The organism is Neobacillus sp. MER 74, assembly GCF_023714155.1.
Genome location: NZ_JAMAUV010000003.1, coordinates 16,385 through 39,709, shown reverse-complemented (window position 1 = coordinate 39,709; position 23,325 = coordinate 16,385). Strand labels below are relative to the sequence as shown.

The 23,325-nt window shown below is 39.9% G+C and carries 21 protein-coding genes; 17 read left to right on the top strand and 4 right to left on the bottom strand.

Annotation, left to right across the window (positions count from 1 at the left end; translation table 11 throughout):
• The first annotated feature begins 8 nt into the window (after positions 1-8).
• Both M3610_RS06940 and M3610_RS06935 read left to right on the top strand, forming a co-directional pair.
• Positions 9-713, top strand: coding sequence for a DsbA family protein (locus M3610_RS06940; protein ID WP_098572886.1), 705 nt, complete (start codon positions 9-11; stop codon positions 711-713).
• 2 nt (positions 714-715) lie between these two features.
• Positions 716-1,135, top strand: a complete 420-nt coding sequence (locus M3610_RS06935; protein WP_251457686.1) for a disulfide oxidoreductase — start codon at positions 716-718, stop codon at positions 1,133-1,135.
• Positions 1,136-1,193: 58 nt separating this feature from the next.
• On the opposite strand, the gene M3610_RS06930 is transcribed toward M3610_RS06935, so the two are convergent.
• On the bottom strand, positions 1,194-1,280 hold the full coding sequence (locus tag M3610_RS06930) for a YjcZ family sporulation protein (protein ID WP_311315819.1): 87 nt from the start codon (positions 1,278-1,280) through the stop codon (positions 1,194-1,196).
• Positions 1,281-1,508: 228 nt separating this feature from the next.
• Between M3610_RS06930 and M3610_RS06925 the strand changes: the two genes are divergently transcribed.
• Positions 1,509-2,492 (top strand): 2-hydroxyacid dehydrogenase family protein, encoded by a 984-nt coding sequence (locus M3610_RS06925; RefSeq protein ID WP_251457685.1) that lies wholly within the window; start codon positions 1,509-1,511, stop codon positions 2,490-2,492.
• Between the two features lie 87 nt (positions 2,493-2,579).
• Here the strand turns inward: M3610_RS06925 and M3610_RS06920 are convergent, their stop codons facing one another.
• Entirely contained in the window at positions 2,580-3,026 is a 447-nt protein-coding gene (locus tag M3610_RS06920) for a Dps family protein (RefSeq protein ID WP_251457684.1), read from the bottom strand.
• A 367-nt stretch (positions 3,027-3,393) separates the two neighbouring features.
• On the opposite strand from M3610_RS06920, the gene M3610_RS06915 reads away from it, so the two are divergent.
• The gene (locus M3610_RS06915) at positions 3,394-3,996 is read left to right on the top strand and encodes a cell wall hydrolase (protein WP_098572892.1); all 603 of its coding nucleotides are present in this window, start codon (positions 3,394-3,396) and stop codon (positions 3,994-3,996) included.
• A 93-nt stretch (positions 3,997-4,089) separates the two neighbouring features.
• On the opposite strand, the gene speB is transcribed toward M3610_RS06915, so the two are convergent.
• Positions 4,090-5,028: an agmatinase gene (gene speB, locus M3610_RS06910; protein ID WP_251457683.1), complete on the bottom strand. Its 939-nt coding sequence runs from the start codon at positions 5,026-5,028 to the stop codon at positions 4,090-4,092.
• A gap of 316 nt (positions 5,029-5,344) precedes the next feature.
• Between speB and M3610_RS06905 the strand changes: the two genes are divergently transcribed.
• From M3610_RS06905 to M3610_RS06875, 7 genes are all read left to right on the top strand, one after another.
• Positions 5,345-6,685 carry an APC family permease gene (locus M3610_RS06905; RefSeq protein WP_311315813.1) on the top strand — a complete coding sequence of 447 codons (1,341 nt, stop codon included), beginning with the start codon at positions 5,345-5,347 and terminating at the stop codon, positions 6,683-6,685.
• A gap of 273 nt (positions 6,686-6,958) precedes the next feature.
• Entirely contained in the window at positions 6,959-8,134 is a 1,176-nt protein-coding gene (locus tag M3610_RS06900; protein ID WP_251457682.1) for an IS256 family transposase, read from the top strand.
• 619 nt (positions 8,135-8,753) lie between these two features.
• Positions 8,754-10,115, top strand: a complete 1,362-nt coding sequence (locus M3610_RS06895) for an APC family permease (protein ID WP_251457680.1) — start codon at positions 8,754-8,756, stop codon at positions 10,113-10,115.
• Between the two features lie 194 nt (positions 10,116-10,309).
• The gene (locus M3610_RS06890; protein WP_285850986.1) at positions 10,310-11,596 is read left to right on the top strand and encodes a Glu/Leu/Phe/Val family dehydrogenase; all 1,287 of its coding nucleotides are present in this window, start codon (positions 10,310-10,312) and stop codon (positions 11,594-11,596) included.
• A 31-nt stretch (positions 11,597-11,627) separates the two neighbouring features.
• Complete coding sequence (locus M3610_RS06885) at positions 11,628-11,918, top strand: SAV0927 family protein (protein WP_251457678.1); 291 nt, start codon at positions 11,628-11,630, stop codon at positions 11,916-11,918.
• 24 nt (positions 11,919-11,942) lie between these two features.
• Positions 11,943-12,191: a biotin/lipoyl attachment domain-containing protein gene (locus tag M3610_RS06880; protein WP_098572896.1), complete on the top strand. Its 249-nt coding sequence runs from the start codon at positions 11,943-11,945 to the stop codon at positions 12,189-12,191.
• 115 nt (positions 12,192-12,306) lie between these two features.
• Positions 12,307-14,430: a sigma 54-interacting transcriptional regulator gene (locus M3610_RS06875; RefSeq protein ID WP_251457676.1), complete on the top strand. Its 2,124-nt coding sequence runs from the start codon at positions 12,307-12,309 to the stop codon at positions 14,428-14,430.
• 38 nt (positions 14,431-14,468) lie between these two features.
• Here M3610_RS06875 and M3610_RS06870 read toward each other — a convergent pair whose 3' ends face one another.
• Positions 14,469-14,654, bottom strand: a complete 186-nt coding sequence (locus tag M3610_RS06870) for a hypothetical protein (RefSeq protein ID WP_251457674.1) — start codon at positions 14,652-14,654, stop codon at positions 14,469-14,471.
• A 204-nt stretch (positions 14,655-14,858) separates the two neighbouring features.
• Between M3610_RS06870 and M3610_RS06865 the strand changes: the two genes are divergently transcribed.
• The 6 genes from M3610_RS06865 (at position 14,859) to M3610_RS06840 (ending at position 23,197) form a co-directional block, all read left to right on the top strand.
• Positions 14,859-16,331: an aldehyde dehydrogenase family protein gene (locus M3610_RS06865; protein WP_251458333.1), complete on the top strand. Its 1,473-nt coding sequence runs from the start codon at positions 14,859-14,861 to the stop codon at positions 16,329-16,331.
• Positions 16,332-16,355: 24 nt separating this feature from the next.
• A complete protein-coding gene (locus M3610_RS06860) occupies positions 16,356-17,729 on the top strand; it encodes a putrescine aminotransferase (protein WP_251457672.1) in 1,374 nt (457 codons plus the stop codon).
• A gap of 28 nt (positions 17,730-17,757) precedes the next feature.
• Complete coding sequence (gene gabT / locus M3610_RS06855; protein ID WP_098572900.1) at positions 17,758-19,128, top strand: 4-aminobutyrate--2-oxoglutarate transaminase; 1,371 nt, start codon at positions 17,758-17,760, stop codon at positions 19,126-19,128.
• A 38-nt stretch (positions 19,129-19,166) separates the two neighbouring features.
• Positions 19,167-20,588: an NAD-dependent succinate-semialdehyde dehydrogenase gene (locus M3610_RS06850; protein WP_251458329.1), complete on the top strand. Its 1,422-nt coding sequence runs from the start codon at positions 19,167-19,169 to the stop codon at positions 20,586-20,588.
• A 201-nt stretch (positions 20,589-20,789) separates the two neighbouring features.
• Positions 20,790-21,974 carry a CaiB/BaiF CoA transferase family protein gene (locus M3610_RS06845; RefSeq protein ID WP_251457671.1) on the top strand — a complete coding sequence of 395 codons (1,185 nt, stop codon included), beginning with the start codon at positions 20,790-20,792 and terminating at the stop codon, positions 21,972-21,974.
• A 14-nt stretch (positions 21,975-21,988) separates the two neighbouring features.
• The gene (locus M3610_RS06840; RefSeq protein ID WP_098572903.1) at positions 21,989-23,197 is read left to right on the top strand and encodes an acyl-CoA dehydrogenase family protein; all 1,209 of its coding nucleotides are present in this window, start codon (positions 21,989-21,991) and stop codon (positions 23,195-23,197) included.
• Positions 23,198-23,325: the final 128 nt, after the last annotated feature.

Here is a 23,325-nt window from a genome sequence, read left to right as displayed (position 1 = left end):
GATTAGCAATGGCAAATCAAAATAAAAATAAGAAAAAAGAAGCAAAATCATCATCTGCCTTTACTTTTTGGATGATTGGATTGGTTGCCGTTTTTATTTTAGGTTTCATTTTTCTAGGCAATCACTCTAAACAACAAGATAAATCCACATCCACAAAAATTAATTATAGCAATCAGCCATACATTGGTAAGGAATCAGCGCCTGTTTCAATTATTGAATTTGGTGATTATAAATGTCCTAATTGCAAAAACTTTGGCAAGGATGTTGTACCTATTATTCAGAAGGAACTAGTTGATACCGGTAAAGCAAAGTTTTATTTTATGAATGATTCGTTTATTAACGTTGATTCCGAACGATCAGCAAAATTTGCGGAATCCGTATTCGCGGAACTTGGCAATGATACGTTTTGGAAATTCCATGAGCTCCTTTACGAAAAACAGCCCGAAGATACCAAATATGAGAAAATGGACGTTTTTACAGAAGAATTTTTGACTAATACCTTAAAAGAAGTGGCTAGCGATAGCGATGTTGACAAGGTTGTAAAGAACTTTGATGCTAAGAAATCCAATGATGCTTGGCAAAAAGATATGGATTACGCTGAAAAATTAGGTGTTACAGGTACCCCAACCCTTTACGTTAATGGGGAAAAGTTTGAAGGACAAACCATTGATGATTTAAAAGACATGGTTGAAAAAGCTGCAAAGGGTGAATAAGCATGAATAAGTCCTTACTTCTCGCCTGGATAGCAGCCATCATTGCCACGCTAGGCAGTCTCTACTTTAGTGAGGTGATGCACTTCATACCATGTACGCTCTGTTGGTATCAAAGGATATTTATGTACCCGTTGGCGATCATCCTCGGAGCGGCAGTTTACCGGAATGACCAAGGTATCTATAAATACGCGCTTCCGTTGTCTATCATCGGTCTTCTAATCGCTGGATACCATACCTTATTACAGAAAATACCATATTTACAGCAGTTTGAAATGTGTACAACCGGAGTGCCTTGTTCCAAGGATTATATTAACTGGCTTGGCTTTGTTACTATTCCGTTATTAGCTTTGATTGCATTTATGGTTATTACAATCTGCTTAATCATTATCTCTCGCAGCAAAGAGGAAAATAGGGATCAATAAAAAAGAGCGGTGAAACCAAAAGGTTTCCCGCTCTTTTCAGTTGTCAGCAAAGCATCAATTAGTACATAAAGGATGCGCCAACAATGATTAATAAAATAAACAACACAACAATTAAAGCGAAGCTGCTGTTATTTCCATGTCCCATAGTAATCACCTCCTCCATTGCTGAGTTATTACAATGTATGTCAGAAGGGAAGGAGCTGAAATGGACAAACGTTGACTACTAGAAAAGAAATTAATTTATTGAGAAAAAACGTTTGCAGAATTTTGATAAATAAATAATTTAATAGAACTTTTTATTGTAGTATAATTATATACAGTTATTTGGATTATTGGAAAAGGAAGTCATTTTTCTAAGGAGAGGTGTTAGGCTATGGCAAGAGTTTTAGTAGCAGGTGAGATCCCGCAAAAGGGGTTAGAGATGTTGTTAGAACATCACGAGGTTGAAGTATTTTCAGGAGAGAAATTGATATCTGATACAGAATTAAAAGAGCGAATCAAAGATAAGGATGCTCTTCTCAGTTTATTATCTACCCCGGTAACAAAAGAGGTAATTGACCAAGCCCCTGACCTAAAAATCATAGCAAATTATGGAGCTGGATTTAATAATATTGACTTTGAATATGCGGCATCTAAAGGAGTCCCGGTTACCAATACTCCTATGGCGTCTACTGCTGCAACAGCAGACTTGACTATTGCCCTTTTACTTGCCTCAGCAAGGAGAGTAGCTGAAGGGGATGATGTCTGTCGGACGGTTGGTTTTAATGGGTGGGCCCCTCTTTATTTTCTAGGAAGAGAAGTAACTGGGAAAACTATCGGAATTATTGGATTTGGTCAAATTGGCCAAGCGGTTGCAAAAAGAGCAGCTGCCTTTGATATGAAGGTTCTATATACGGGTCCAAATCGAAAAAGCCAAGAAATTGAACAAGCCCTAAACGCGACCTACGTATCTTTTGATGAGTTAGTAGCAGAATCAGATTTTATTACGATAAACTGTTCGTATAATCCAACATTAAAACACATGTTCAGTACAAAGCAGTTTGAAATGATGAAATCAACTGCCTATTTAATTAACTGCGCCCGTGGCCCAATCGTTGACGAGGAGGCACTGGTCCAGGCCTTATCAGAGAAACAGATTGAGGGAGCAGGAATTGATGTATTTGAATTTGAACCTGAAATTAGTGACGGTTTGAAAAAGCTGAAAAACGTTGTATTAACTCCGCATATCGGGAATGCTACTTATGAAGCACGCGATGCTATGGCGATTATGGCAGCCAGTAACATTGTAAAGGTGTTAAACGGAGAAGCACCTTTATACGTAATCAATGGAGTGACTAAGGAAACCATTCTCGTTTAGAAATGAATAAGATGCATGAAAAAAGACGGCAGATGCCGTCTTTTTTGGTGAGTATGGTGGATTGAACTGTGGGCTCTTAGTTAAAATTTAGATGGATCTGCCTAAGAAAGCCGTTAGCATCCAAACATGTTTCTCAAGATCAGAATGTATCGCGAGCAGCATATCTCCTGTTGTTTCATCATGATTCTCATCGGCAAAGCTCATGCCTTCTTTCAATTCACCAATAATAATTGAGAAGTCTTTGATAATTGATTCAACCATTTCATCTGCAGATTCGTTACCTGACGCTTCTTTAATTGAAGAGATTTCTAGGTATTCTTTCATTGTAGCAGCAGGTTTTCCGCCGATTGCTAGCAAACGTTCGGCTAGTTCATCGACATGAATGCCAGCCTCATTATAAAACTCTTCAAATTTGACATGTAAGGTGAAAAATTGTCCACCTTTCACATACCAATGATAGTTATGTAACTTCGTATACAGTACAGACCAGTTTGCAATCTGTTTGTTAAGTACGTTTACTAATTGATTTTCCATAATAAATAGCCTCCTTTTTTAACTCTACTTATATTATTACCAAAGATGGAGGTCCAATCCTGTATGAATTTAAGGAATTTGTTGTCAATTTTGTGAAGAATCATTGGTTTTAAGTGTATTACGCTCTTTTTTATTGTTACAAGCATGAAACAATTTGTAATAATTCGACCTATCCTTTCCATGCCGTCCATCTAATGGAATTTATATATTGATGGAAAATAATCCCTTTTAGTAGACAAATCCCTTCATGCTGGGCACTATTTAATCCCATTATTCCTTACCACTTTTTGGGTAATGAATCCGATTGTAACAACTGTTAGCCTTATTAGTATGACAAGCGCGGAACAAATATTGGAGGGAATAAAATATGAATAAATTTAAAAAATTACTAATTGCGACCGGACTTATCCTATCCATGTCAGCATTTACTTTAAATGGAACGACTGAAGCGGCAACAACGACACATAAGGTACAATCAGGTGAAACTTATTGGAAAATTGCCGCGAAATATGGTGTGACAGTTAATAATTTAAAAAAAGCAAACAACAAAACTAGTAATCTTCTTTATGCGGGATCTAATCTAGTAATCCCGAATTCTTCCATTACAGCAGCAGAAAAGGATTTAATGGCACGTCTAGTTCGTGCTGAGGCAGTGGGTGAGCCGTATGCAGGGAAAGTGGCTGTTGCAACGGTAATCCTTAACCGTGTTTCCAGCCCAGATTTCCCTAATACCGTAAAAGGTGTTATTTATGAAAAGTCGAATGGGTACTATGCCTTCACGCCTGTAAAAAATGGCACCATTAACAAAACAGCTGATGCTGCATCAAAAAGAGCTGTAAATGAAGCACTTGCCTTTAGAGGACAAGGAAACGGATCATTATTTTTCTATAATCCAAAAACAGCCGTAAGTAAGTGGGTCTATTCTCGACCAGTAACGGTAACCATTGGTAATCATCGTTTTGCAAAATAATTTATTGTGTAATTATAGTATTTCTTTAACTGAATAATATAAACAAAAGAGCAGTGATTTCCTAAAAATGGAATCACTGCTTTTTTTATAGACCTACGAACCTTGTTTAATTTTTAATGCAACGAGACTAGCGAATTCGTGGATGATGGTGGCAGCCAGTAAAGATGTAATCTGAGTCGGATCATATGGCGGCAAGACCTCGACTAAGTCAAAACCAATAAAGTGAAAATCAGTTAGAGATCGGATGATTTGCAACGTTTCAAAACTATTTAAACCACCAACTTCTAGTGTTCCCGTCCCAGGTGCGCATGACGGATCAACAAAATCAATATCAAAGCTAAAGAAACAAGGGGTATTACCGATTTTTGCTTTCATTTCATTTATAACATTCTCGATTCCTCGTTGTTTTAGCTCAGGGGTTGTAATCACGTGATAGCCTAAATCTGTGCTGGCATCAATATCACCTGGATGGTTCAGGGTTCCGCGAATTCCTACTTGGAAAACCTTATCAGGAATGAGGAGATTCTCTTCATATGCCCGGATGAATGGTGAACCATGCCAATACTTTTCTTCATAATAGGTGTCCCAAGTATCTGTATGAGAATCAAAATGAATTAAGGCAACAGGACCGTGTACTTTTACTGCGGCCCGAAGATGGGCTAATGTAACCGAATGATCCCCCCCTAGTCCAATTGGAATAATCCCTTTTTCCATCAGGTCCATCATTGCTTTTTCAATGACCTCATAACTGCGATGGATGTTATGCGGAATGACAGACACATCACCGATGTCAATGGCATTACATTCGTCAAAAGGATACACCTTGTGAATTGGATGATATGGGAATAGAGTCATCGACGCCTGACGAATTGCCTGTGGTGCGAACCGTGCTCCAACACGAAAAGAGGCTGCCGTATCAAACGGAACACCGACAATAGCCAATTTAGCATTTTCCCTGTGGGAGGGTAACCTCATGAAGGTACCAGTGGTACAAAATTCTGGTTTAACATCTGGTGATAATGGATAGTGCATATAAGATTCCCCCATTTCTTATTTTCATATACTGTAAAATGCAAGAATTGTGCCAGATGATTATTGACAGGAATCGTTGTGAATGAAGCGAAAAACTATTTAATTGGGAATATTCTATGCATAGATGAATAATTAAAAAGACTTTGGCTTGACTATTTAAGCCCATCCTTAGAGATTTTAAAAAAAATATAGAGTGGCACGAAATTTGCAATGATATATTTGAATTTTCAAATAAGTGAGGGGGAGAAAAAATTTTCAGAAGACAAAAGGGTTATTACTTAATGAGAGCGTTTTAATCAAAAGGGAGGTATGATAGGTGGAAAATGGCGTAAAGCTGAAAAGATCGTTAAAGTTGTGGCAGGTCGTAATCATGGGGTTAGCTTATATGACACCTATGGTGGTTTTTGACACATTTGGAATTGTTTCAGGTATAACCGAGGGGCATGTACCAACAGCCTATATTATTGCATTGGTCGGGATGCTGTTTACTGCGTCAAGTTATGGGAAGCTTGTGAAGGTCTTCCCTCAAGCAGGCTCTGCCTACACGTATACCCAAAAAGCGATGAACAGACATCTTGGTTTTCTAGTTGGATGGTCTTCGCTGCTTGATTATTTGTTTTTGCCAATGGTCAACGCTTTGTTAACAAAACTGTACCTCAATGCATTGTTTCCATCTGTGCCAGATTTTATTTGGGTTTTAGTGTTTGTAGGAATTGTGACCTTCTTAAACTTGCGAAGCGTAAATGCCCTGGCAAATTTCAATACATTATTTGTTCTTGTTCAAATACTGATTATGGTCGTCTTTATTATCCTTGTGATTAAAGGTTTACATTCAGGCGAGGGGACAGGAACTGTTTTTAGTTTAAATCCATTTTTTGTTGAAGGTATGAACCTGCCAGTCCTTGTTACCGGTGCAACGATTCTTTGCTTCTCTTTCCTGGGTTTTGATGCTGTTACGACATTGTCTGAAGAAACGCCCAATCCGCAAAAGACGATCCCAAAAGCAATATTGCTTACAGCTTTATGGGGAGGGGTTATTTTTATTACCACATCGTTTTTTATTCAATCCTTTTTTCCGGATATATCCAGATTTAAAGAACCTGATGCCGCACTTCCAGAAATTGCTTTATACGTAGGTGGAAAGCTCTTCCAATCGATTTTCTTGTGTACAACCTTTGTTAATACACTCGCCTCCGGCCTTGCATCACATGCAAGTGTTTCGCGACTCTTGTATGTAATGGGGCGTGACAAGGTATTCCCGGAAAAATGGTTTGGATACGTTCATCCAAAATGGCGGACACCTGCAATTAATGTTGTATTTGTGGGTGTCATCTCCTTGTCGGCCTGGTTCTTCGATCTAGTTACAGCTACTTCGTTAATTAATTTCGGTGCGTTAATGGCTTTTACGTTTGTCAACCTTTCTGTGATTAGTCACTTTGCCGTTCGTCAAAAGATGCACAGGACACCTAGAGGTTTTTTTGATTACGTTATCATGCCATTAATTGGTGCGGGAGCGGTTGGGATCCTTTGGATTAATCTAGAGGTTAGTTCTTTGATTATGGGAATACTTTGGTTTATTGTTGGATTTACTTACTTACTTTTTCTAACAAAGGCATTCCGAATAGCGCCGCCCCAATATAAAGCGGAGGAAGCATAAACGAATAATTTTTTATGAAAGAAGTGGATTCTAGGATATGTAAGGGTTCTACTTTCGGGTGCTTTCTTATTAAAAGACGTATGAATTGGCATACGTCTTTTCTTTATTTATCAGGGTTTCTACAAAATAAAAGGGTCCGCAATTACGCCAGGGAGATCATGTTAACGCCCGAGTGGGTTGAGTCCGTATAATTGTGTAAAAAGAAAATGAGTCAAATTAATTCCTATTGTCAACAATGTTATCAGCGACGAAAACAATGTGGAGGAATTAATTATGACTCAAGTACAGTTTAACCTAAATATTGATGATTTAAAAGATTCTGTTATGAACTCTAATATAGATGCTGTCATTAAAGCGTCTATCGTCTTGGTATTGAATTCTTTTATGGAAAAAGAACGTGATGAGTTCTTGCAAGCCGGATCCTATGAACGTTCTAATTTACGACGTGACTACCGCAACGGATACTATGATCGTGATTTATTAATTAGCATTGGAAAAATTACTCTTCGAGTACCACGTACTCGTAGTGGAGACTTTTCGACTACTGTGTTTGAACAATATGCTCGTTGTGACCAAGCTCTCGTATTAGCCATGCTTGAAATGGTGGTAAATGGGGTCTCCACAAGAAAAGTTTCCAAAATCGTTGAACAACTCTGTGGGCAAAAGGTGTCTAAATCATTTGTATCCACGATTACAGAAAAGCTAGATCCTGTAGTGAATAAATGGGCAAGTCGACCTCTGAATACGATGTACTACCCTTATATCTTCGCAGATGCCATGTATATCAAAGTAAGAGAACATAATCGTGTCGTTTCTAAAGCTGTTTATATCGCAACGGCCGTTGACCAAAACAATAGACGTGAAATCCTAGGTTTGAGAGTAGACCACGGGGAGAGCACTGAATCCTGGCAACGATTTTTCCAGTACCTAAAGTCAAGAGGACTACAATCACCTAAGTTAGTTATTTCAGACGCACACAAAGGGTTAAAGTCTGCCATTGGTACAGAGTTTGTTGGATCCTCCTGGCAAAGATGCACGGTGCATTTCAAAAAGAATATCATTACGCATATGCCAAAAAAAGGCATGGACGAAGAGAAAATGGGTTTAAAAAGAATATTTGAGGTAGCCACAGTTGAAGAGGCAAGAAGATATAAAAATGAGTTCATTGAGCAATTTGGAGCTAATCCAAAACTAGAAAAAGCTATAGAGATATTAGAAGAATGCTTCGAAGATGCCATTCAACATCTAAATGAGAAACCAAAATACCATAAGCATATTCGAAGTACAAACTCGTTAGAAAGAATTAATGAGGAAGTCCGGAGAAGAGAGAAGGTAATTAGAATATTCCCTAATACACAATCCGCATTCCGATTAATTGGGGCAGTTTTAATGGACTATGCCGAGGAAGTAGGAAGAAGAATAATTCGGGACCAAGAAGAGAAGAAATAGCAACCGCGAAGCGCGAATTTTTGGTGTACTGGAAGGGGGGTACCCCCCTTCCAGTACACCAAAAAATAAATAAGCTGCTTAGAATTGTTTTTCATAGGAATGAATTTACACATAATAATGGGCTTGACTACCGAGTGGATCAATAGACGGAAAAATTCCGCTTATTTTGTAATTATTATTAAAAAAGGCGTAAATAAGCGGAGAGATTCCGCCTATTTACTCGGAAAATTCAAAAATGTGAGATTTTGCTTTGCATAACCGGAAAACCTTCCCTTATTTACCACAAAACAAGCGCCATTCTGAAATTAACCGGAAAATCTCCGTTTATTTTATTTTTGCGGGTTAATCGACTCGATTAAGGTCAAGACATGCGTCCTTCTATTCAAACCTGAGTAGGTTATGCATTTTTTCATAAAAATTTTGATTAAAGATAACATTTAAAAGGAAAGATGATTGGCATGAAAATTGCAACTATTTTAAATAGTGAGATTAGTAGGTAGAATGGAAGGAGGAGTAGATCTACAATTATTTTAGTGATTTAAGTTTTTCATTGCTAAAACAAAATGAAAGTGCTTACAAATTCTTGCTAATAAACATATAGCCGGATATAAAAGGAGAGATGGTAAAATTGGAGAATACTACTCTTAAGCGTTCACTTGGGCTTTGGGCAATCGTTATGCTTGGATTGGGCTATATGACACCAACGATCGTGTTTGATACATTTGGAATTGTATCTGAAGAAACGAATGGGGTCGTCCCACTCGCATACCTCACAGCACTAGTAGTTATGGCATTTACGGCAATTAGTTATGGGAAAATGGTCCGGGTGTTTCCAAGTGCGGGATCGGCTTATACGTATACACGAGAGACCATCAGTCCTCATCTTGGATTCATAGTCGGCTGGGCAGCGTTGCTTGATTATATATTGCTTCCTATGGTTAATGCATTGATTATTCGTATATATATGGTTTCAGTATTTCCAGAGGTGCCAGCATGGATCTGGGTTGTCGCATATGTTGCGATCGTCACGGCAATTAACGCTTGGAGCATGGGGAAAACATCTAGTTTAAATTCCCTGCTTGTCATTTTTGAAGTGGTTTTAATTGCGGCATTTATCGTTCTTGCTTTTGTTCAGCTCTCTAAAGGAATGGGACAAGGAACCATTTTCACAGCAGCACCTCTCTTCCATTCTGATATTCACCTCGGAGCCATTTTGACAGGAGCTACGGTAGTTTGTTTCTCCTTCATTGGTTTTGATGCAGTAACTATGTACGCAGAGGAAGCTATCGATCAAAAAACGATGCCGAGAGCGATTATGTTAACGGTCTTTATTGGCGGCGCCATTTTCTTCAGCTGCAGCTATTTCGCCCAAGCGCTGTTTCCAGATATTTCGGGCTTCAAGGTAACCGATGACACACTACCTGAAATCGGATTGTTTGTGGGTGGAACCCTTTTTAAACTGGTTTTCCTTTCCGGTGCATTTGCAGCCACTGTAGCTTCTGGGCTTGCCTCCCATGCCAGTGTATCAAGACTTTTGTACGTTATGGGGAGAAATGGGGTTTTGCCCAAAAAGGTGTTTGGGTATGTTCATCCCAAATTCCGGACACCGGTTTTTAATGTCATCTTGGTTGGGGGAGTCTCATTACTTGCGATTGCTCCAAGTTTAGAGCTTATTTCTTCATTTATAAATTTTGGTGCATTAATTGCTTTTACATTTGTAAACTTATCGGTCATCGCTCATTTCATTTTTCGCCAGAAGAGATATAAAACAGCGAAAGATATATTCTCCTATCTCATTATGCCGGTCATTGGAGCAGGATTAACAGGAATTTTGTGGGCGAACTTACAACTTGATGCGCTCATTGGCGGGATTGTATGGATCGTTATTGGTGTAGTGTATATGCTTTACCAAACAAAGTTTTTCCAAATTAAAATAGCTGATTTAAATATCGATGATGCGGAGAAAACCTCTACCTTATAAAAATTAACTTGAGCCAGGCGATATCGCTTGGCTTTTTATTGTTCAAAAGAGTTTTGTATGCAGAATTGAATACTTGACTCATTTCTTCATAGGACTTCTTCTTTTTTTACTAGATTATCTATTCAAACCGCTATTTCTAAGTTGGCACGAAACTTGCTTTTACCTTAAGTAACAATAAAAAATGAGGTGTTAGAATGGCAGTCGAATCACTAGACTCAAAGAATATGAAAGGAATAGAACAGGATAATTCCCTTGTTGAGTTTCAAGAAATTTTAAAAGAAGCAGTGAATATCCTGAATTACCCACCCCAAGTATTCGAATTTCTAAAGAAGCCAATGAGGTTTTTAGAAGTCAGCATCCCTGTTCGAATGGACAATGGTCAGACAGAAATATTCCAAGGGTACCGTGCTCAGCATAATGATGCCTCTGGTCCAACTAAAGGAGGTATCCGCTTTCATCCAGATATCACGCCAGATGAGGTAAAGGCATTGGCCGGATGGATGAGCTTAAAGTGCGGTATAACCGACCTTCCCTATGGCGGTGCTAAAGGGGGAATCATCTGCGATCCTCGTAAAATGAGTTTAGATGAATTGGAAAGGTTGAGTCGTGGCTACGTTAGGGCAGTTAGTCAACTTGTGGGTCCCACAAAGGATATTCCTGCACCTGATATGTATACAAACTCGCAAATTATGGCATGGATGCTCGATGAATACGACCATATCCGTGAATTCGACTCCCCTGGTTTTATCACCGGAAAGCCACTTGCACTCGGGGGATCTAAGGGAAGGGAAACAGCAACATCAAAAGGTGTTTTATATACGCTGCAAATGGTTTGTGAATTAAAGAAAATGCAGTTAAAAGATACTCGTGTCATCATTCAAGGGTTTGGAAATGTCGGCAGTTATCTTGCCCAGTATTTATATGAGATTGGGGCAAAAGTAATTGGTATCGGTGATATGCTTGGCGGTGTATATGATGAGAACGGACTAGATATACCATTTCTACTTGAAAATAGAGATTCCTTTGGTATTGTTTCTAATCGCTTTACTAGCCCCATTACTAACCAAGATTTATTAGAAAAAGAATGTGATATCCTTATTCCTGCTGCAATCTCAGGAGTAATCAATAAGTATAATTCCAGTAAACTTAACTGCAGCATTATTATTGAAGCTGCCAATGGGCCTACCACAAAAGAAGCGTTAAAAATTCTCGATGATCAGCAAATCCTTGTTGTCCCTGATATCCTCGCCAATTCCGGCGGTGTCATTGTCTCTTATTTTGAATGGTGTCAGAACAATCAAGGCTATTACTGGACCGAGGAGATAGTTGATGAACGTCTCAAGGAGAAAATGACAGAAAGCTTTTTAAAGGTTTACCATACTTCTAAAAAATTTGGTGTAAATATGAAAATTGCTGCTTATATTGAAGGAATTCAAAAACTAGCGGAGGCTTCCAGGCTTCGTGGCTGGTTGAAATATTAAAAAATGAACCAGAAAAAGGAGGAAGTTTTTAATGAAGCTGGATATATTGGCCGAACAAAAAGAACAGCAGCTATTACATTACTTTTGTTTAATTTCACATAACCACCGCTACGATTTGATGATTGGCTATTCAGAGCAATTCTTTGGGAAAGCAATGGTCACTTCGATTCAGTCAGGGAACATGGTTTTATTATGTCAAGAAGACACTACATCAGACGATCATTGGTCAGAAAGATTGGGAATCGAGGCGGAGGATATCCTAGAATTTCAGGAATTTTTTAGTCAAGTATTACAGACAGGACCTTTTCACGAGCAATATTAGTAAACGAAAAAGGAGAGAGATTCCATGTATTATGGCGTTGTTCTAAGCCCATGTTTTGGCAAGGTGGAAAGGATTAGGATCAAGAGTGAGTCGAGAATTTATGAGTGGGAAACCCTATTTATCCTTACTTCCGAATCAGGAAAGGAGGAAACGGTTCAGACATGTTTAAGTGGTGAAGTAAAATCGCTCGAAGTACAGGAAGGAGATTATGTTATTCCCGGGATGGTTCTTGCGTATATAAAGGAAGATTTATTTGTCACAGGTAGTGATTAATGGCTTGAAAAAGAAGATGGGTCGCTCATCTTCTTTTTTGTGTCATATTTAAATTAATATTTTTCAAAGAAAATGATAGTATTAGGTAGATTAGGTGTTAAGGGGGAAGTAAACGATGTTTTCTGTTGCCAAAGAAAAAGTGAAACCAATTATTTCAGTAGACGTGGATGAAAGTGAAGTAGTTTTTCAATCAACCTTTAATAACCTTAAAGAACCCTTTTTGTTTTTAAAAAGACAAAATCATTTATTTGCATATGTCATGCTTGAAAACAATAATAAAGAGCATGCCTCGATTGAATCCTTACTTGAACAAGCGAAATCTTTAGAGAGCATTTGCCATCTTAGTGAACAAATCTCTCTGCCTGCGTTGTTCCAAATTATTGGCGAACCTTTTGCGATTATTAGAGATGTGGATGGTCATCCAGCTGGTTACATTAGCAGAGAAGATGTTCTTGCTGAGCTTTTTAAACAGGAAAATAAAAGTGTCGACTTACTTAAAATTATTCTGACCTCGATTCCGATGGGCATTTTTGTATTGGATAAAGAAAAGCGAATTATTAATTATAATGAAGCTGGTTTAAAAATGATTCGTTCGACCGCAGAAAAGGTTATGAATCTTCCAGCAGGAGAAATTTTTAGCCGCACCCATCTTGAACAGGTATTTTCCACCGGTAAGACGCTTCTTAACCATTTGGTTATCAAGAATGAAATGGGGATTCTCGTCGATTATAGCCCTATCTTGAACTATGAGAATGAAGTCGATGGAATCATCATTGTTGCCCAGGATTTGCCAATGGTCGAAGAAATGGCTATGGAAATTGAGTATATTAAAGATTTAAATAAGGACCTGCATGCGATTTTGTCTAGTATCTATGATGAAATTCTCGTGGTGAATAACAAAGGAGAGCTAATCAGGTTTAGTGAAAACATTATCCAAGATTTCTGGAAAGTTGATTTAAAAGAGCTGATTGGAAAGAATATTCTCGAACTTGAAGACCAGGGGCTGTTTACACCTTCGGTCACAAGACTTGTTTTGGAGAAAGGAAAGAAGGTCTCTGTTGTTCAAGAAACCAAAACGGGGAGAAAAATTCTTGCCGTCGGAAATCCGGTCTTCAATGATCAAAATGAACTTGACCGGATTATCATTGCATCTCGTGATATTACCGAAACCACCCGACTAAAAAGTGAATTGCAGGAAATGAAAAAGATATCAGAACAATATAAGAAGGAATTGGATGATTTTAAGAGTAAGGACCGTTTTTTGAAAAAGCTCATTTATTGTAGTCCGAAGATGGAGAAGGTTATTAATCAGGCCAAGAAAATTGCTGATTTTTCCTCCACCGTCCTTTTGAACGGAGAATCTGGGGTTGGAAAAGAAGTAATTGCTCAAGCGATCCACCAATTAGGCAGACGCCAGGCGAAGCCTTTTCTTAAATTAAATTGCGGGGCAATTCCGGAAAGTTTACTCGAAAGCGAACTATTTGGATATTCGAAGGGATCTTTTACCGGTGCGGATAAAAATGGAAAAGAAGGTTACTTTAAACAAGCAGATGGCGGTATTTTGTTTCTAGACGAAATCGGTGAGATGCCAATTCATTTGCAGGTGAAGCTATTACGAGTTCTTCAGGAGCAGGAAGTTATTCCAATTGGCAGTACTACCCCCATTAAGGTGAATGTGCAGATTATTGCAGCTACGAACAAAAAATTAGAAAAAATGGTTGAGGAAGGGACATTCCGTGAAGATTTATTTTATCGCTTGAATGTCATACCGATTCACATCCCGCCCTTAAGGGAAAGGACAGAGGATATTTCGCTGCTTGCCTTTCATTTCCTCCAGCAATTGAATGAGAGATATGATCGGAACTACCATCTAACTCCTGATGCTATTAATGTACTAGAGTTTTATCCGTGGCCGGGTAATGTCAGGGAACTTCAAAATATTATTGAAAGATTAGTAGTCACGGCCGAACATCCGTCGATTGATGCAGAGTTCGTCAGCCAATTTTTATCCACGGGCTTGGAACATAAAAAGATGAAGCCAGTCTTTACAAGGGTCATTCCGTTACAGGAGGCTATCGACCATGTCGAGGAGCAGTTAATTGTGATGGCAATGAACCAATACAAAACCACAACAAAAGCAGCAAAGGCCCTAGGAATCAGTCAGTCATCTGTTAGTAGAAAGTATCAAAAAATAGTAAATGAGAAAAATATTAAAATGGAAAACCTATCACCCTTTTAATTGAGCTGCTTCAGGTCTAATGATCTGAAGCAGCTTTTTTAATTGGCTGTGTTAAACTTGTCTGTTGATTTCCGTTCCAGGCACTTCGCTTTCCGCGGGCGTTGCGGGAAGCCTCCTCGTCGCTTTGCTCCTGTGGGGTCTCCCCTGCCCCGTACTCCCGCAAGAGTCTTCGTGCCTTCCTCTCCAATCAACAGAGTTCCAAAATCAACATTAACCTTTAACACAGCCTTTTAATTAACATTAAATATAGGCGTACTATTTTTCACCTATTCAATCAATCATAGGGTTATGCAGATTTGAATAGTAATCAATCAAATTTCTTGAGAGATATTTATTTTGGCAGGTTTTAAAGGTTGGCACGCTTCTTGCAACTATAGTTAATGAGGGTAAATAAAGGAGGAATTTAAATGGTCGAGGTAAAAAAACGAGTGGTAAACCTGAAGATGTTCATTGATGGTGAATGGAAAGATGCTGAAAATCAAGAAACCCGCCCAGTATTAAATCCTGCAAGTGGTGAGGTTATATCATATGCCCCAGAAGGAACAAGAGATGACGCCCGTGCAGCTATTTATGCAGCACGCAGGGCCTTCGAAGAAGGTGTATGGTCTGGGATTTCTGCACAGGAACGATCCTCCTATTTATTAAAAATTGCTGACAAAATTGATGAATATGCCGATGAATTGACCCATCTGGAAACGATGGATAATGGGAAGCCATTGAGAGAGGCGGGTTTTGATGTCGGTGATGCAGCCGCCTGTTTTCGCTATTATGCAGGATTGATTACAAAGCCTGATGGGCAGACCTATCATGTCGCTGATCCAATGCAGGCCATGGTTGTCCGTGAACCGGTAGGGGTATGCGGATTGATTGTTCCTTGGAACTATCCACTGTTAATGAGTGTGTGGAAGATTGCCCCAGCCTTAGCCGCAGGAAATACAATTGTCTTTAAACCATCGGAAGTGACACCAGTTACACCGAAAAAACTCTTCGAGATATTTGAAGAAGTTGGTTTGCCAAAAGGGGTTGCTAATCTGGTAATGGGAGCTGGAGCGGTGGTTGGAAATGAAATCGCTTCCCACCCTGAGGTCGATATGATCTCGTTTACAGGTGGTACAAAAACGGGCAAGCATATTATGAAAACAGCTGCTGACACGATGAAGAAAGTTTCGTTAGAGCTAGGCGGTAAATCGCCGAATATCATTTTTGCTGATGCTGACTTTGAAACGGCAGTGGATTATGCGTTATTTGGAATCTACGCAGGTTCTGGTCAAGTATGTTCCGCTGGTTCCAGGATCCTTGTTGAAGAAAGCATCTATGATCAATTTGTCCAGCGTTTTGTTGAAAGGGCAAAACAAATTCAAGTAGGACCTGGTGATGATCCTGCAACAGAAATGGGTCCGCTTGTCAGTCAGGAGCACTTAGAAAAAGTCCTTTCCTACATTGAAATTGGCAAGGAAGAAGGTGCGATAGTTGCTTGCGGTGGAAAGCGGGTTGTCGCTAACGGGTTAGAAAAAGGTTATTTTATTGAACCGACGGTATTTGTCAATATCAACCAAGAGATGAGAATTGTTCAAGAGGAAATCTTCGGTCCTGTTGTAGTTATTCAGAAATTCACGGACGAAGCAGAAGCTATTAAACTAGCAAATGGCACCGTTTATGGTTTAGCCGGTGGTGTGTTTTCTAATAATGGTGCAAAGGCACTACGGGTCATTAAAAAGCTGCGTGCAGGGATTACTTGGGTAAATTCCTATCATCCTACCTATAACGAAGCTCCGTGGGGCGGCTATAAGCAAAGTGGAATTGGCCGCAGTCTTGGAACGTTTGGACTTGAAGAGTTTCAAGAAATAAAACAGATAAATATTAATTTACAGGTTGAACCAATTGGCTGGTTTTCTAATTAATCATTTAATAGGAGGAATAATATTATGAGTATCGATATAAAAAATGAATTAAAAAGTGAGCAAAATCAAAAGGTTAGTGAATATATTAATAAGGTTTTAAACTTAATAGAAAAAGAGGAAATTAATAGTGAGGAAGCGGCTTGGATAACCAAAGAAACCGTTGATGGTTTCCGTGAACACGTAAATCCGGGATTCTTAGAATACCGCAAAACAGTTACGGAAGGCGGCCAATTTGCAGCAGTGGAGTGGTCTGATAATGGATCCTGCTTTAAGGATGTCAATGGCAAAGAATATATCGATTGCCTAGGCGGATTTGGCATCTATAATGTAGGTCATCGTAATCCGAAGGTGGTTAAGGCAGTAACTGACCAATTAAAACGTCAAGCGCTCCATAGTCAGGATTTGCTAGATCCACTTCGTGCAATGTTAGCAAAAATTTTAGCAGATATTACCCCAGGGGATTTAAAATATGCTTTCTTTACAAACAGCGGAACAGAAAGTGTTGAAGCATCCCTGAAACTTGCCAAAATGTACAGCGAGCGGACAACGTTTATCTCTACGACTCGTGCGTTCCATGGGAAAAGTTTAGGCTCGTTGTCAGGTACCGCGAAAGGGATGTTCCGTAAACCCTTCTTACCATTAATCCCGGGCTTCCGTCATGTGCCTTTTGGCGATATTGATATGATGAGAAAAACCTTTGAGGTCTGTGCCTCGGTTGGTGAAGATGTAGCTGCTGTTCTTTTAGAGCCGATTCAAGGTGAAGGCGGAATTATTCTTCCACCGGAAAACTACTTAAAGCAAGTTCGTGAACTATGTGATCAATACGGATCCTTGCTTATATTTGACGAAGTTCAAACAGGAATGGGCCGAACGGGGAAAATGTTCGCCGCAGAACTGTATGAAGTAGTTCCAGATATTATCTGTCTAGCAAAAGCATTTGGCGGCGGCGTGATGCCAGCTGGGGCTGTTGTAGCTAGTGAAAAAGTATTTAAGAGCTGGTTTGATAATCCATTTATGCATACAACCACCTTTGGCGGCAATCCGTTAGCATGTGCCGCAGCGATTGCCACAATTGGAGTATTAATTGAAGATAAGTTACCAGAGAGAGCAGCGGAAGTGGGGGCCTATTTCCTTGAAGAATTGAAAAAGGCAGCACAAGGACATGAAGATAAGGTTCAGGAGATTCGTGGTCAAGGCTTAATGATTGGCATCGAATTCCATCAAGATGAAATTGGATACGAGGTCTCAAAAGGAATGTTTGATAGAGGAATCCTTGTAGCTGGGACATTAATTAATTCAAAAACCATTCGTATCGAACCAGCATTGACCATAAGCTATAAAGAGGTTAATAAAGTAGTTAGCACCTTCAAAACCGTCTTAGAACAATTAGATGCTTAATAATTTTTTTAAAAGGGGGAGCACAGAAGTGGAAAAGAAATACGTCAAGCTCCAAACAGAAATACCCGGTCCTAAATCGAAGGAAATTTTGGAGCGAAGAAATAAATATGTCCCAAAAGGAATCAGCAATAACTGCCATTCCTTTGTTAAAAAGGCACAAGGAGCTCTGGTAGAAGATGTGGACGGTAATTGTTATATTGATTTTGCTGGTGCTATTGGAACGATAAACGTCGGTCACTCTCATCCTAGAGTAGTTAGAGCCCTTCAGGAACAAGCAAGCCAATTTATCCACACTGGCTTTAATGTAATGATGTATGAATCGTATATCGCTTTAGCCGAGCGGCTTTGTCAGCTTGCACCGGGTGACTTTGACAAACAGGCTGCTTTTTTTAACAGTGGTGCCGAAGCGGTTGAGAACGCTGTAAAGATTGCCAGGAAATATACAAAGCGCCAAGGAATTGTCTCGTTCACAAGGGGGTTCCATGGCCGGACGTTAATGACCATGACAATGACAAGTAAAGTGAAGCCGTATAAGTTCGGCTTTGGACCATTCGCTCCAGAAGTATACAAGGCGCCATACCCATATGCTTACCACCGCCCTGAAGGAATGGATGAACAGCAATATAGTGCTATGATGATCGACCAATTTGAACAATTTTTACTGGCAGAAGTTGCACCTGAAACGATTGCTGCCGTCGTGATGGAACCTGTGCAGGGAGAAGGCGGATTTATAGTGCCTGACACCGCTTTTGTTAAACGGGTCAGAGAAATCTGCACACAGTATGGTATCTTGTTTATAGCCGATGAAATACAAACTGGGTTCGCTCGGACAGGAAAGTACTTTGCAATTGACCATTTTGGAGTGGTACCTGATTTAATTACGATTTCGAAATCAATGGGTGCAGGTGTCCCTATCAGCGGCGTGATTGGCCGGGCGGAAATTATGAATACTGCCGAGGTTGGTGAAATCGGTGGAACCTATGCTGGGAGCCCGCTCGGGTGCAGGGCAGCACTGACAGTATTAGATATTATTGAAAATGAACAGCTAAATGACCGGGCAAGAAAAATTGGTAATCGCGTCGTAGAAAAAATGCATCTTCTAGCAGAGCGTTTCGAGGGGATTGGTGATGTCCGCGGTCTTGGTGCGATGTGTGCGATGGAAATAGTCAAGGACCGACAATCCAAAACACCAGATAAAGAGGCGACGGGGAAAATTGTAAAAGCTGCTGGAGAACGCGGCCTGATGTTACTAAGTGCTGGGATTTATAGCAATGTGATTCGCCTTCTCATGCCAATTACCATCACAGATGATCAACTCGAAGAAGGTTTGCAAATTATGGAAGAGGCGGTAGAAGCAGTGTATACAAATGATCCTGCCTTATCGGTTGGAGGGGAATAAAAATGGATATTGTAAATAAAAATTATCAAATCTATCCCATGTATATTAATGGGGAATGGGTTGGCAATGATTATGAGGTTTTAACTGAAATAAATAATCCAGCTACAAAAGAAGTAATTGGTGCTGTTCCAACAGGTGGTGCTTATGAAGCAGAACAAGCAGTGGATGCTGCCTATAAAGCATTTAAACTCTGGTCGAAAAAAACAGCGGATGAGCGCTATCAACTCTTGATGAAATGGTTTTACTTAATTGAGGAAAACAAACATGAAATTGCAAGGATCATGACAATTGAACAAGGTAAACCACTTAAAGAAGCGCTCGGTGAGGTTCAGTATGCAAATGGTTTTATCTCCTGGTATGCCGAAGAGGGGAAACGAGTATATGGTGAAACGATTCCAGCCGCCCATCCAAATAAAAGAATACTAGTTAGAAAAGAACCGGTTGGCGTAATTGCAGCGATTACACCGTGGAACTTCCCGGCGGCCATGATTACGAGAAAAGTAGCACCTGCATTAGCAGCAGGTTGTACGGCTGTTGTGAAGCCTGCAAACCAAACGCCTCTTACAGCATTAAAAATGGCGGAACTAGCCCATGAAGCCGGCATTCCTGCAGGGGTGCTGAACGTGATTACTGGAAGGTCGTCAGAAATTGGCGAAGCGTGGCTGAAGGATCCACGCGTAACAAAGATTACCTTTACAGGGTCAACCGAGGTTGGAAAGACGTTAATGCGTGGGGCCGCTGATACTGTCAAAAAGGTTTCCCTCGAGCTTGGTGGGAATGCCCCATTTATTGTAATGGATGATGCAAATTTAGCGAAGGCCGCTGAAGGACTTGTACAATCAAAATTTCGAAATGCTGGTCAAACCTGCATTTGTACAAATCGTGTTTATGTACAGGAAGGGATTGCAGATGAATTTACTAAGCTTTTTCAAGCAGAATTAGAAAAGCTTAAAGTCGGCAACGGACTGGAAGCGGGAACTGATATTGGTCCATTAATTGATCATGCCGCTTATAAAAAAGTAGATGGGCTGGTTAAGGACGCAGTTGAGAAAGGTGGAAAGGTCATTTATAGCGGGCTTACCCCAGCTGAAAATAACGGATATTTCTATGCACCCACAATTTTGACCAATATTAATGATGAGATGGAATGTATGAAAGATGAAATATTTGGCCCACTCGCTCCGATTTCCACTTTTAGTACCGAAGAAGAAGTTATTGAACGGGCTAACAATTCTTGTTACGGATTGGCTGCCTATGTATATACAGAGAATTTAAGCCGTTCCTTTAGGATAACGGAACAACTAGAGTACGGTATTATTGGCCTAAATGATGCCCTGCCTTCAGTCGTTCAAGCCCCATTCGGTGGTTTTAAGGAGAGTGGTCTAGGACGCGAAGGTGGACACTACGGCATTGAAGAGTTTTTAGAAGTAAAATATATATCGATAGGTTTGGATATTTAGTAGACCTTTTTTCATCCAGATACGGACATGACTAAAAGCCAGTGGCACAATCAAAGTATTTCTGAATATTGATTGTTAGCGCTGGCTTTTTTTGGACTTAGGAATGCTTTTTGCTGATTTTATATTTATTTCTCTATTATGAAAATTAATAGTCTTTTTAATAGAATCACTCTACCAATTTAAAAGAAAGGAGGTAGAAAAATGCCTGGGCCGCTCCACCGATTAAAAATTGTCGATTTATCACGTGTGCTAGCCGGTCCTTATTGCACGATGATCTTAGGCGATATGGGCGCAGAAGTAATCAAAATAGAAAGTATCGAAATGGGGGATGAAACACGGGGGTGGGGACCGCCCTTTTTAGAAGGAGAGAGCGCCTATTATTTATGTGCTAATCGTAATAAACAGGGGATTACTTTAAACTTAAAAACCCCTCAGGGCCTTGAAATCTTAAAAAAGCTTGTGAGCGATGCTGATGTGGTTGTCCAAAATTTTAAGCCGGGAACCCTCGACAGATTAGGGTTCGGATATGAGGAAATGAAAAAGGTGAATGAAGGAATTATTTTAGCCTCAATCAGTGGTTTTGGCGCTACTGGCCCTTATTCCCATCTTCCAGGTTATGACTATATTATTCAAGCCATGTCAGGTTTGATGAGTATTACAGGTGTAAAGGATGGGCAGCCTGCAAAGGTCGGTGTTGCCATAGCAGATGTACTCACCGGTCTTTTCACCTGTATCGGTATTTTAGGAGCCATCCAGCATCGCAATAGGACTGGTGAGGGGCAAGAGATAGATATTTCATTATTTGATTCCCAGTTGGCTGCGTTAGTGAATGTTGCCAGTAATTTTTTATGCTCTGGGAGGATCCCTGAAAGGCTCGGTAATGCACATCCAAACATAGTTCCATACCAAGTGTTTGCTGCAAACGATGGCGAATTTATCCTTGCTGTTGGAAATGACCGGCAATATCAGAAGCTAGCAATTCTGCTGGAAGATGAAATCCTTTTAAGTGACCAATATAAAAAAAACTCAGGGCGCCTGCAAAAAAAGGATGAACTGGAAAAAGTCATCACGGCAAAATTAAAAACGAAATCAAGGGCAGAGTGGAAAGTGTTACTTGATGAAGCTGGGATCCCGAATGGACCGATTAACAATGTGATGGAGGCTTTGGATTCTGAACAAGCGATCGCAAGGGAAATGGTTGTGAAGATAAAGCATCCAACGATTTCTAACTTAAAACTTGTCGGTTCACCATTAAAGTTTTCAAAATCCCCAATAAAAATCGATAGGCATCCGCCATTGCACAGTGAGCATACAGATGAAATCCTGTTTAAACTGGGTTATTCCAAGCATGAAATCGTAAAAATGAAACAAGATCATATTATCTAGGGGAGGTACTCATTATGAATTTTTCTTTATCTGAAGAGCAAAAAAGCGTTAGAAAGGTGGTTCGATCATTTGTAGACCGAGAAATTCTGCCCTATATCAAGGAGTGGGATGAAAAAGGTCATTTTGAAATTAATATTTTAAAAAGATTAGCAGAATTACAGTTAATGGGTGTATGTATTCCTGAGGAATATGGCGGAGTGGGCATGGACTATAATACCCTCGCCATTGTTTGTGAGGAACTAGAACGAGGCGACACGGCCTTCCGAACCGCGGTATCAGTACATACTGGTTTGAACAGTATGACATTATTACAGTGGGGGACTGAGGAGCAGAAACGAAAATACCTTCTTCCACAAGCAGCCGGTAATAAAATAGGTGCTTTTGGATTAACAGAACCGAATGCTGGCTCCGATGTGGCGGCCATGGAAACGACAGCCGTCAAAGATGGAGATTACTATATTTTAAATGGTTCAAAAACTTGGATCTCTCTATGTGATGTGGCTGACCACTTTTTAATTTTTGCAAAAACAGACACGAAAGCTGGTCATCATGGGATTTCTTGTTTTATTGTAGAACGGTCATTTGCAGGGCTTTCCACTAAAGCCATAAAAGGGAAATTGGGAATTCGGGCAGGAAATACGGGGGAGATATTCTTAGATCATGTAAGGGTTCCAGCAGAGAATTTGTTGGGCTATGAAGGAGAAGGCTTTAAGATTGCCATGTCCGCCCTCGACAATGGCCGCTTTACAGTAGCTGCAGGTGCTTGTGGTACGATTATGGCTTCGCTGGAAGCTAGCGTCAAATATTGTGAGGAGCGGAAGACCTTTGGCAAAGAAATTGGCAAACATCAGCTCGTTCAGCAAATGATTGCAAAAATGTCCGCTAATCTAGAGATTTCACGTTTGCTAGTCTTTAAGGCTGGCTGGCTAAAAAATAAGGGCAAACGGAATACCCAAGAAACGTCTTTAGCCAAATGGGTTTCCTGTGACGCCGCCTTTGAGGCTGCAAACGATGCGGTCCAAATTCACGGGGCGTACGGCTTCTCCAATGAATTCCCAGTGGAGCGTTATTTACGAAATGCCAAAGCACCTGTAATTTATGAAGGAACAAGAGAAATCCATACCATCATGCAGGGAGAATATGCCCTAGGCTATCGTGAGGATAAACCACTAAGGAAGATGCTTCCAGCCTGGCCGTTTGAAGAAAGTTTAATAAAAGGGTAAATTTATTTAAAAAGAACAAGCCGTACAGTTGGAAAACTGGTACACGGCTTGTTCTTTTACTATTATTGTATTATTAAATAATTTACTTCAAATAAGTTGTCCTACTGTGTTACGATAACGTAATAAAG

Excerpts from the sequence above, each read along its gene's own strand:
- M3610_RS06940 (WP_098572886.1), top strand. The coding sequence starts at position 9 with ATGGCAAATCAAAATAAAAATAAGAAAAAAGAAGCAAAATCATCATCT.
- M3610_RS06935 (WP_251457686.1), top strand. The coding sequence starts at position 716 with ATGAATAAGTCCTTACTTCTCGCCTGGATAGCAGCCATCATTGCCACG.
- M3610_RS06930 (WP_311315819.1), bottom strand. The coding sequence starts at position 1,280 with ATGGGACATGGAAATAACAGCAGCTTCGCTTTAATTGTTGTGTTGTTT.
- M3610_RS06925 (WP_251457685.1), top strand. The coding sequence starts at position 1,509 with ATGGCAAGAGTTTTAGTAGCAGGTGAGATCCCGCAAAAGGGGTTAGAG.
- M3610_RS06920 (WP_251457684.1), bottom strand. The coding sequence starts at position 3,026 with ATGGAAAATCAATTAGTAAACGTACTTAACAAACAGATTGCAAACTGG.
- M3610_RS06915 (WP_098572892.1), top strand. The coding sequence starts at position 3,394 with ATGAATAAATTTAAAAAATTACTAATTGCGACCGGACTTATCCTATCC.
- speB (WP_251457683.1), bottom strand. The coding sequence starts at position 5,028 with ATGCACTATCCATTATCACCAGATGTTAAACCAGAATTTTGTACCACT.
- M3610_RS06900 (WP_251457682.1), top strand. The coding sequence starts at position 6,959 with ATGACTCAAGTACAGTTTAACCTAAATATTGATGATTTAAAAGATTCT.
- M3610_RS06895 (WP_251457680.1), top strand. The coding sequence starts at position 8,754 with ATGGTAAAATTGGAGAATACTACTCTTAAGCGTTCACTTGGGCTTTGG.
- M3610_RS06890 (WP_285850986.1), top strand. The coding sequence starts at position 10,310 with ATGGCAGTCGAATCACTAGACTCAAAGAATATGAAAGGAATAGAACAG.
- M3610_RS06885 (WP_251457678.1), top strand. The coding sequence starts at position 11,628 with ATGAAGCTGGATATATTGGCCGAACAAAAAGAACAGCAGCTATTACAT.
- M3610_RS06880 (WP_098572896.1), top strand. The coding sequence starts at position 11,943 with ATGTATTATGGCGTTGTTCTAAGCCCATGTTTTGGCAAGGTGGAAAGG.
- M3610_RS06875 (WP_251457676.1), top strand. The coding sequence starts at position 12,307 with ATGTTTTCTGTTGCCAAAGAAAAAGTGAAACCAATTATTTCAGTAGAC.
- M3610_RS06860 (WP_251457672.1), top strand. The coding sequence starts at position 16,356 with ATGAGTATCGATATAAAAAATGAATTAAAAAGTGAGCAAAATCAAAAG.
- M3610_RS06850 (WP_251458329.1), top strand. The coding sequence starts at position 19,167 with ATGTATATTAATGGGGAATGGGTTGGCAATGATTATGAGGTTTTAACT.
- M3610_RS06845 (WP_251457671.1), top strand. The coding sequence starts at position 20,790 with ATGCCTGGGCCGCTCCACCGATTAAAAATTGTCGATTTATCACGTGTG.
- M3610_RS06840 (WP_098572903.1), top strand. The coding sequence starts at position 21,989 with ATGAATTTTTCTTTATCTGAAGAGCAAAAAAGCGTTAGAAAGGTGGTT.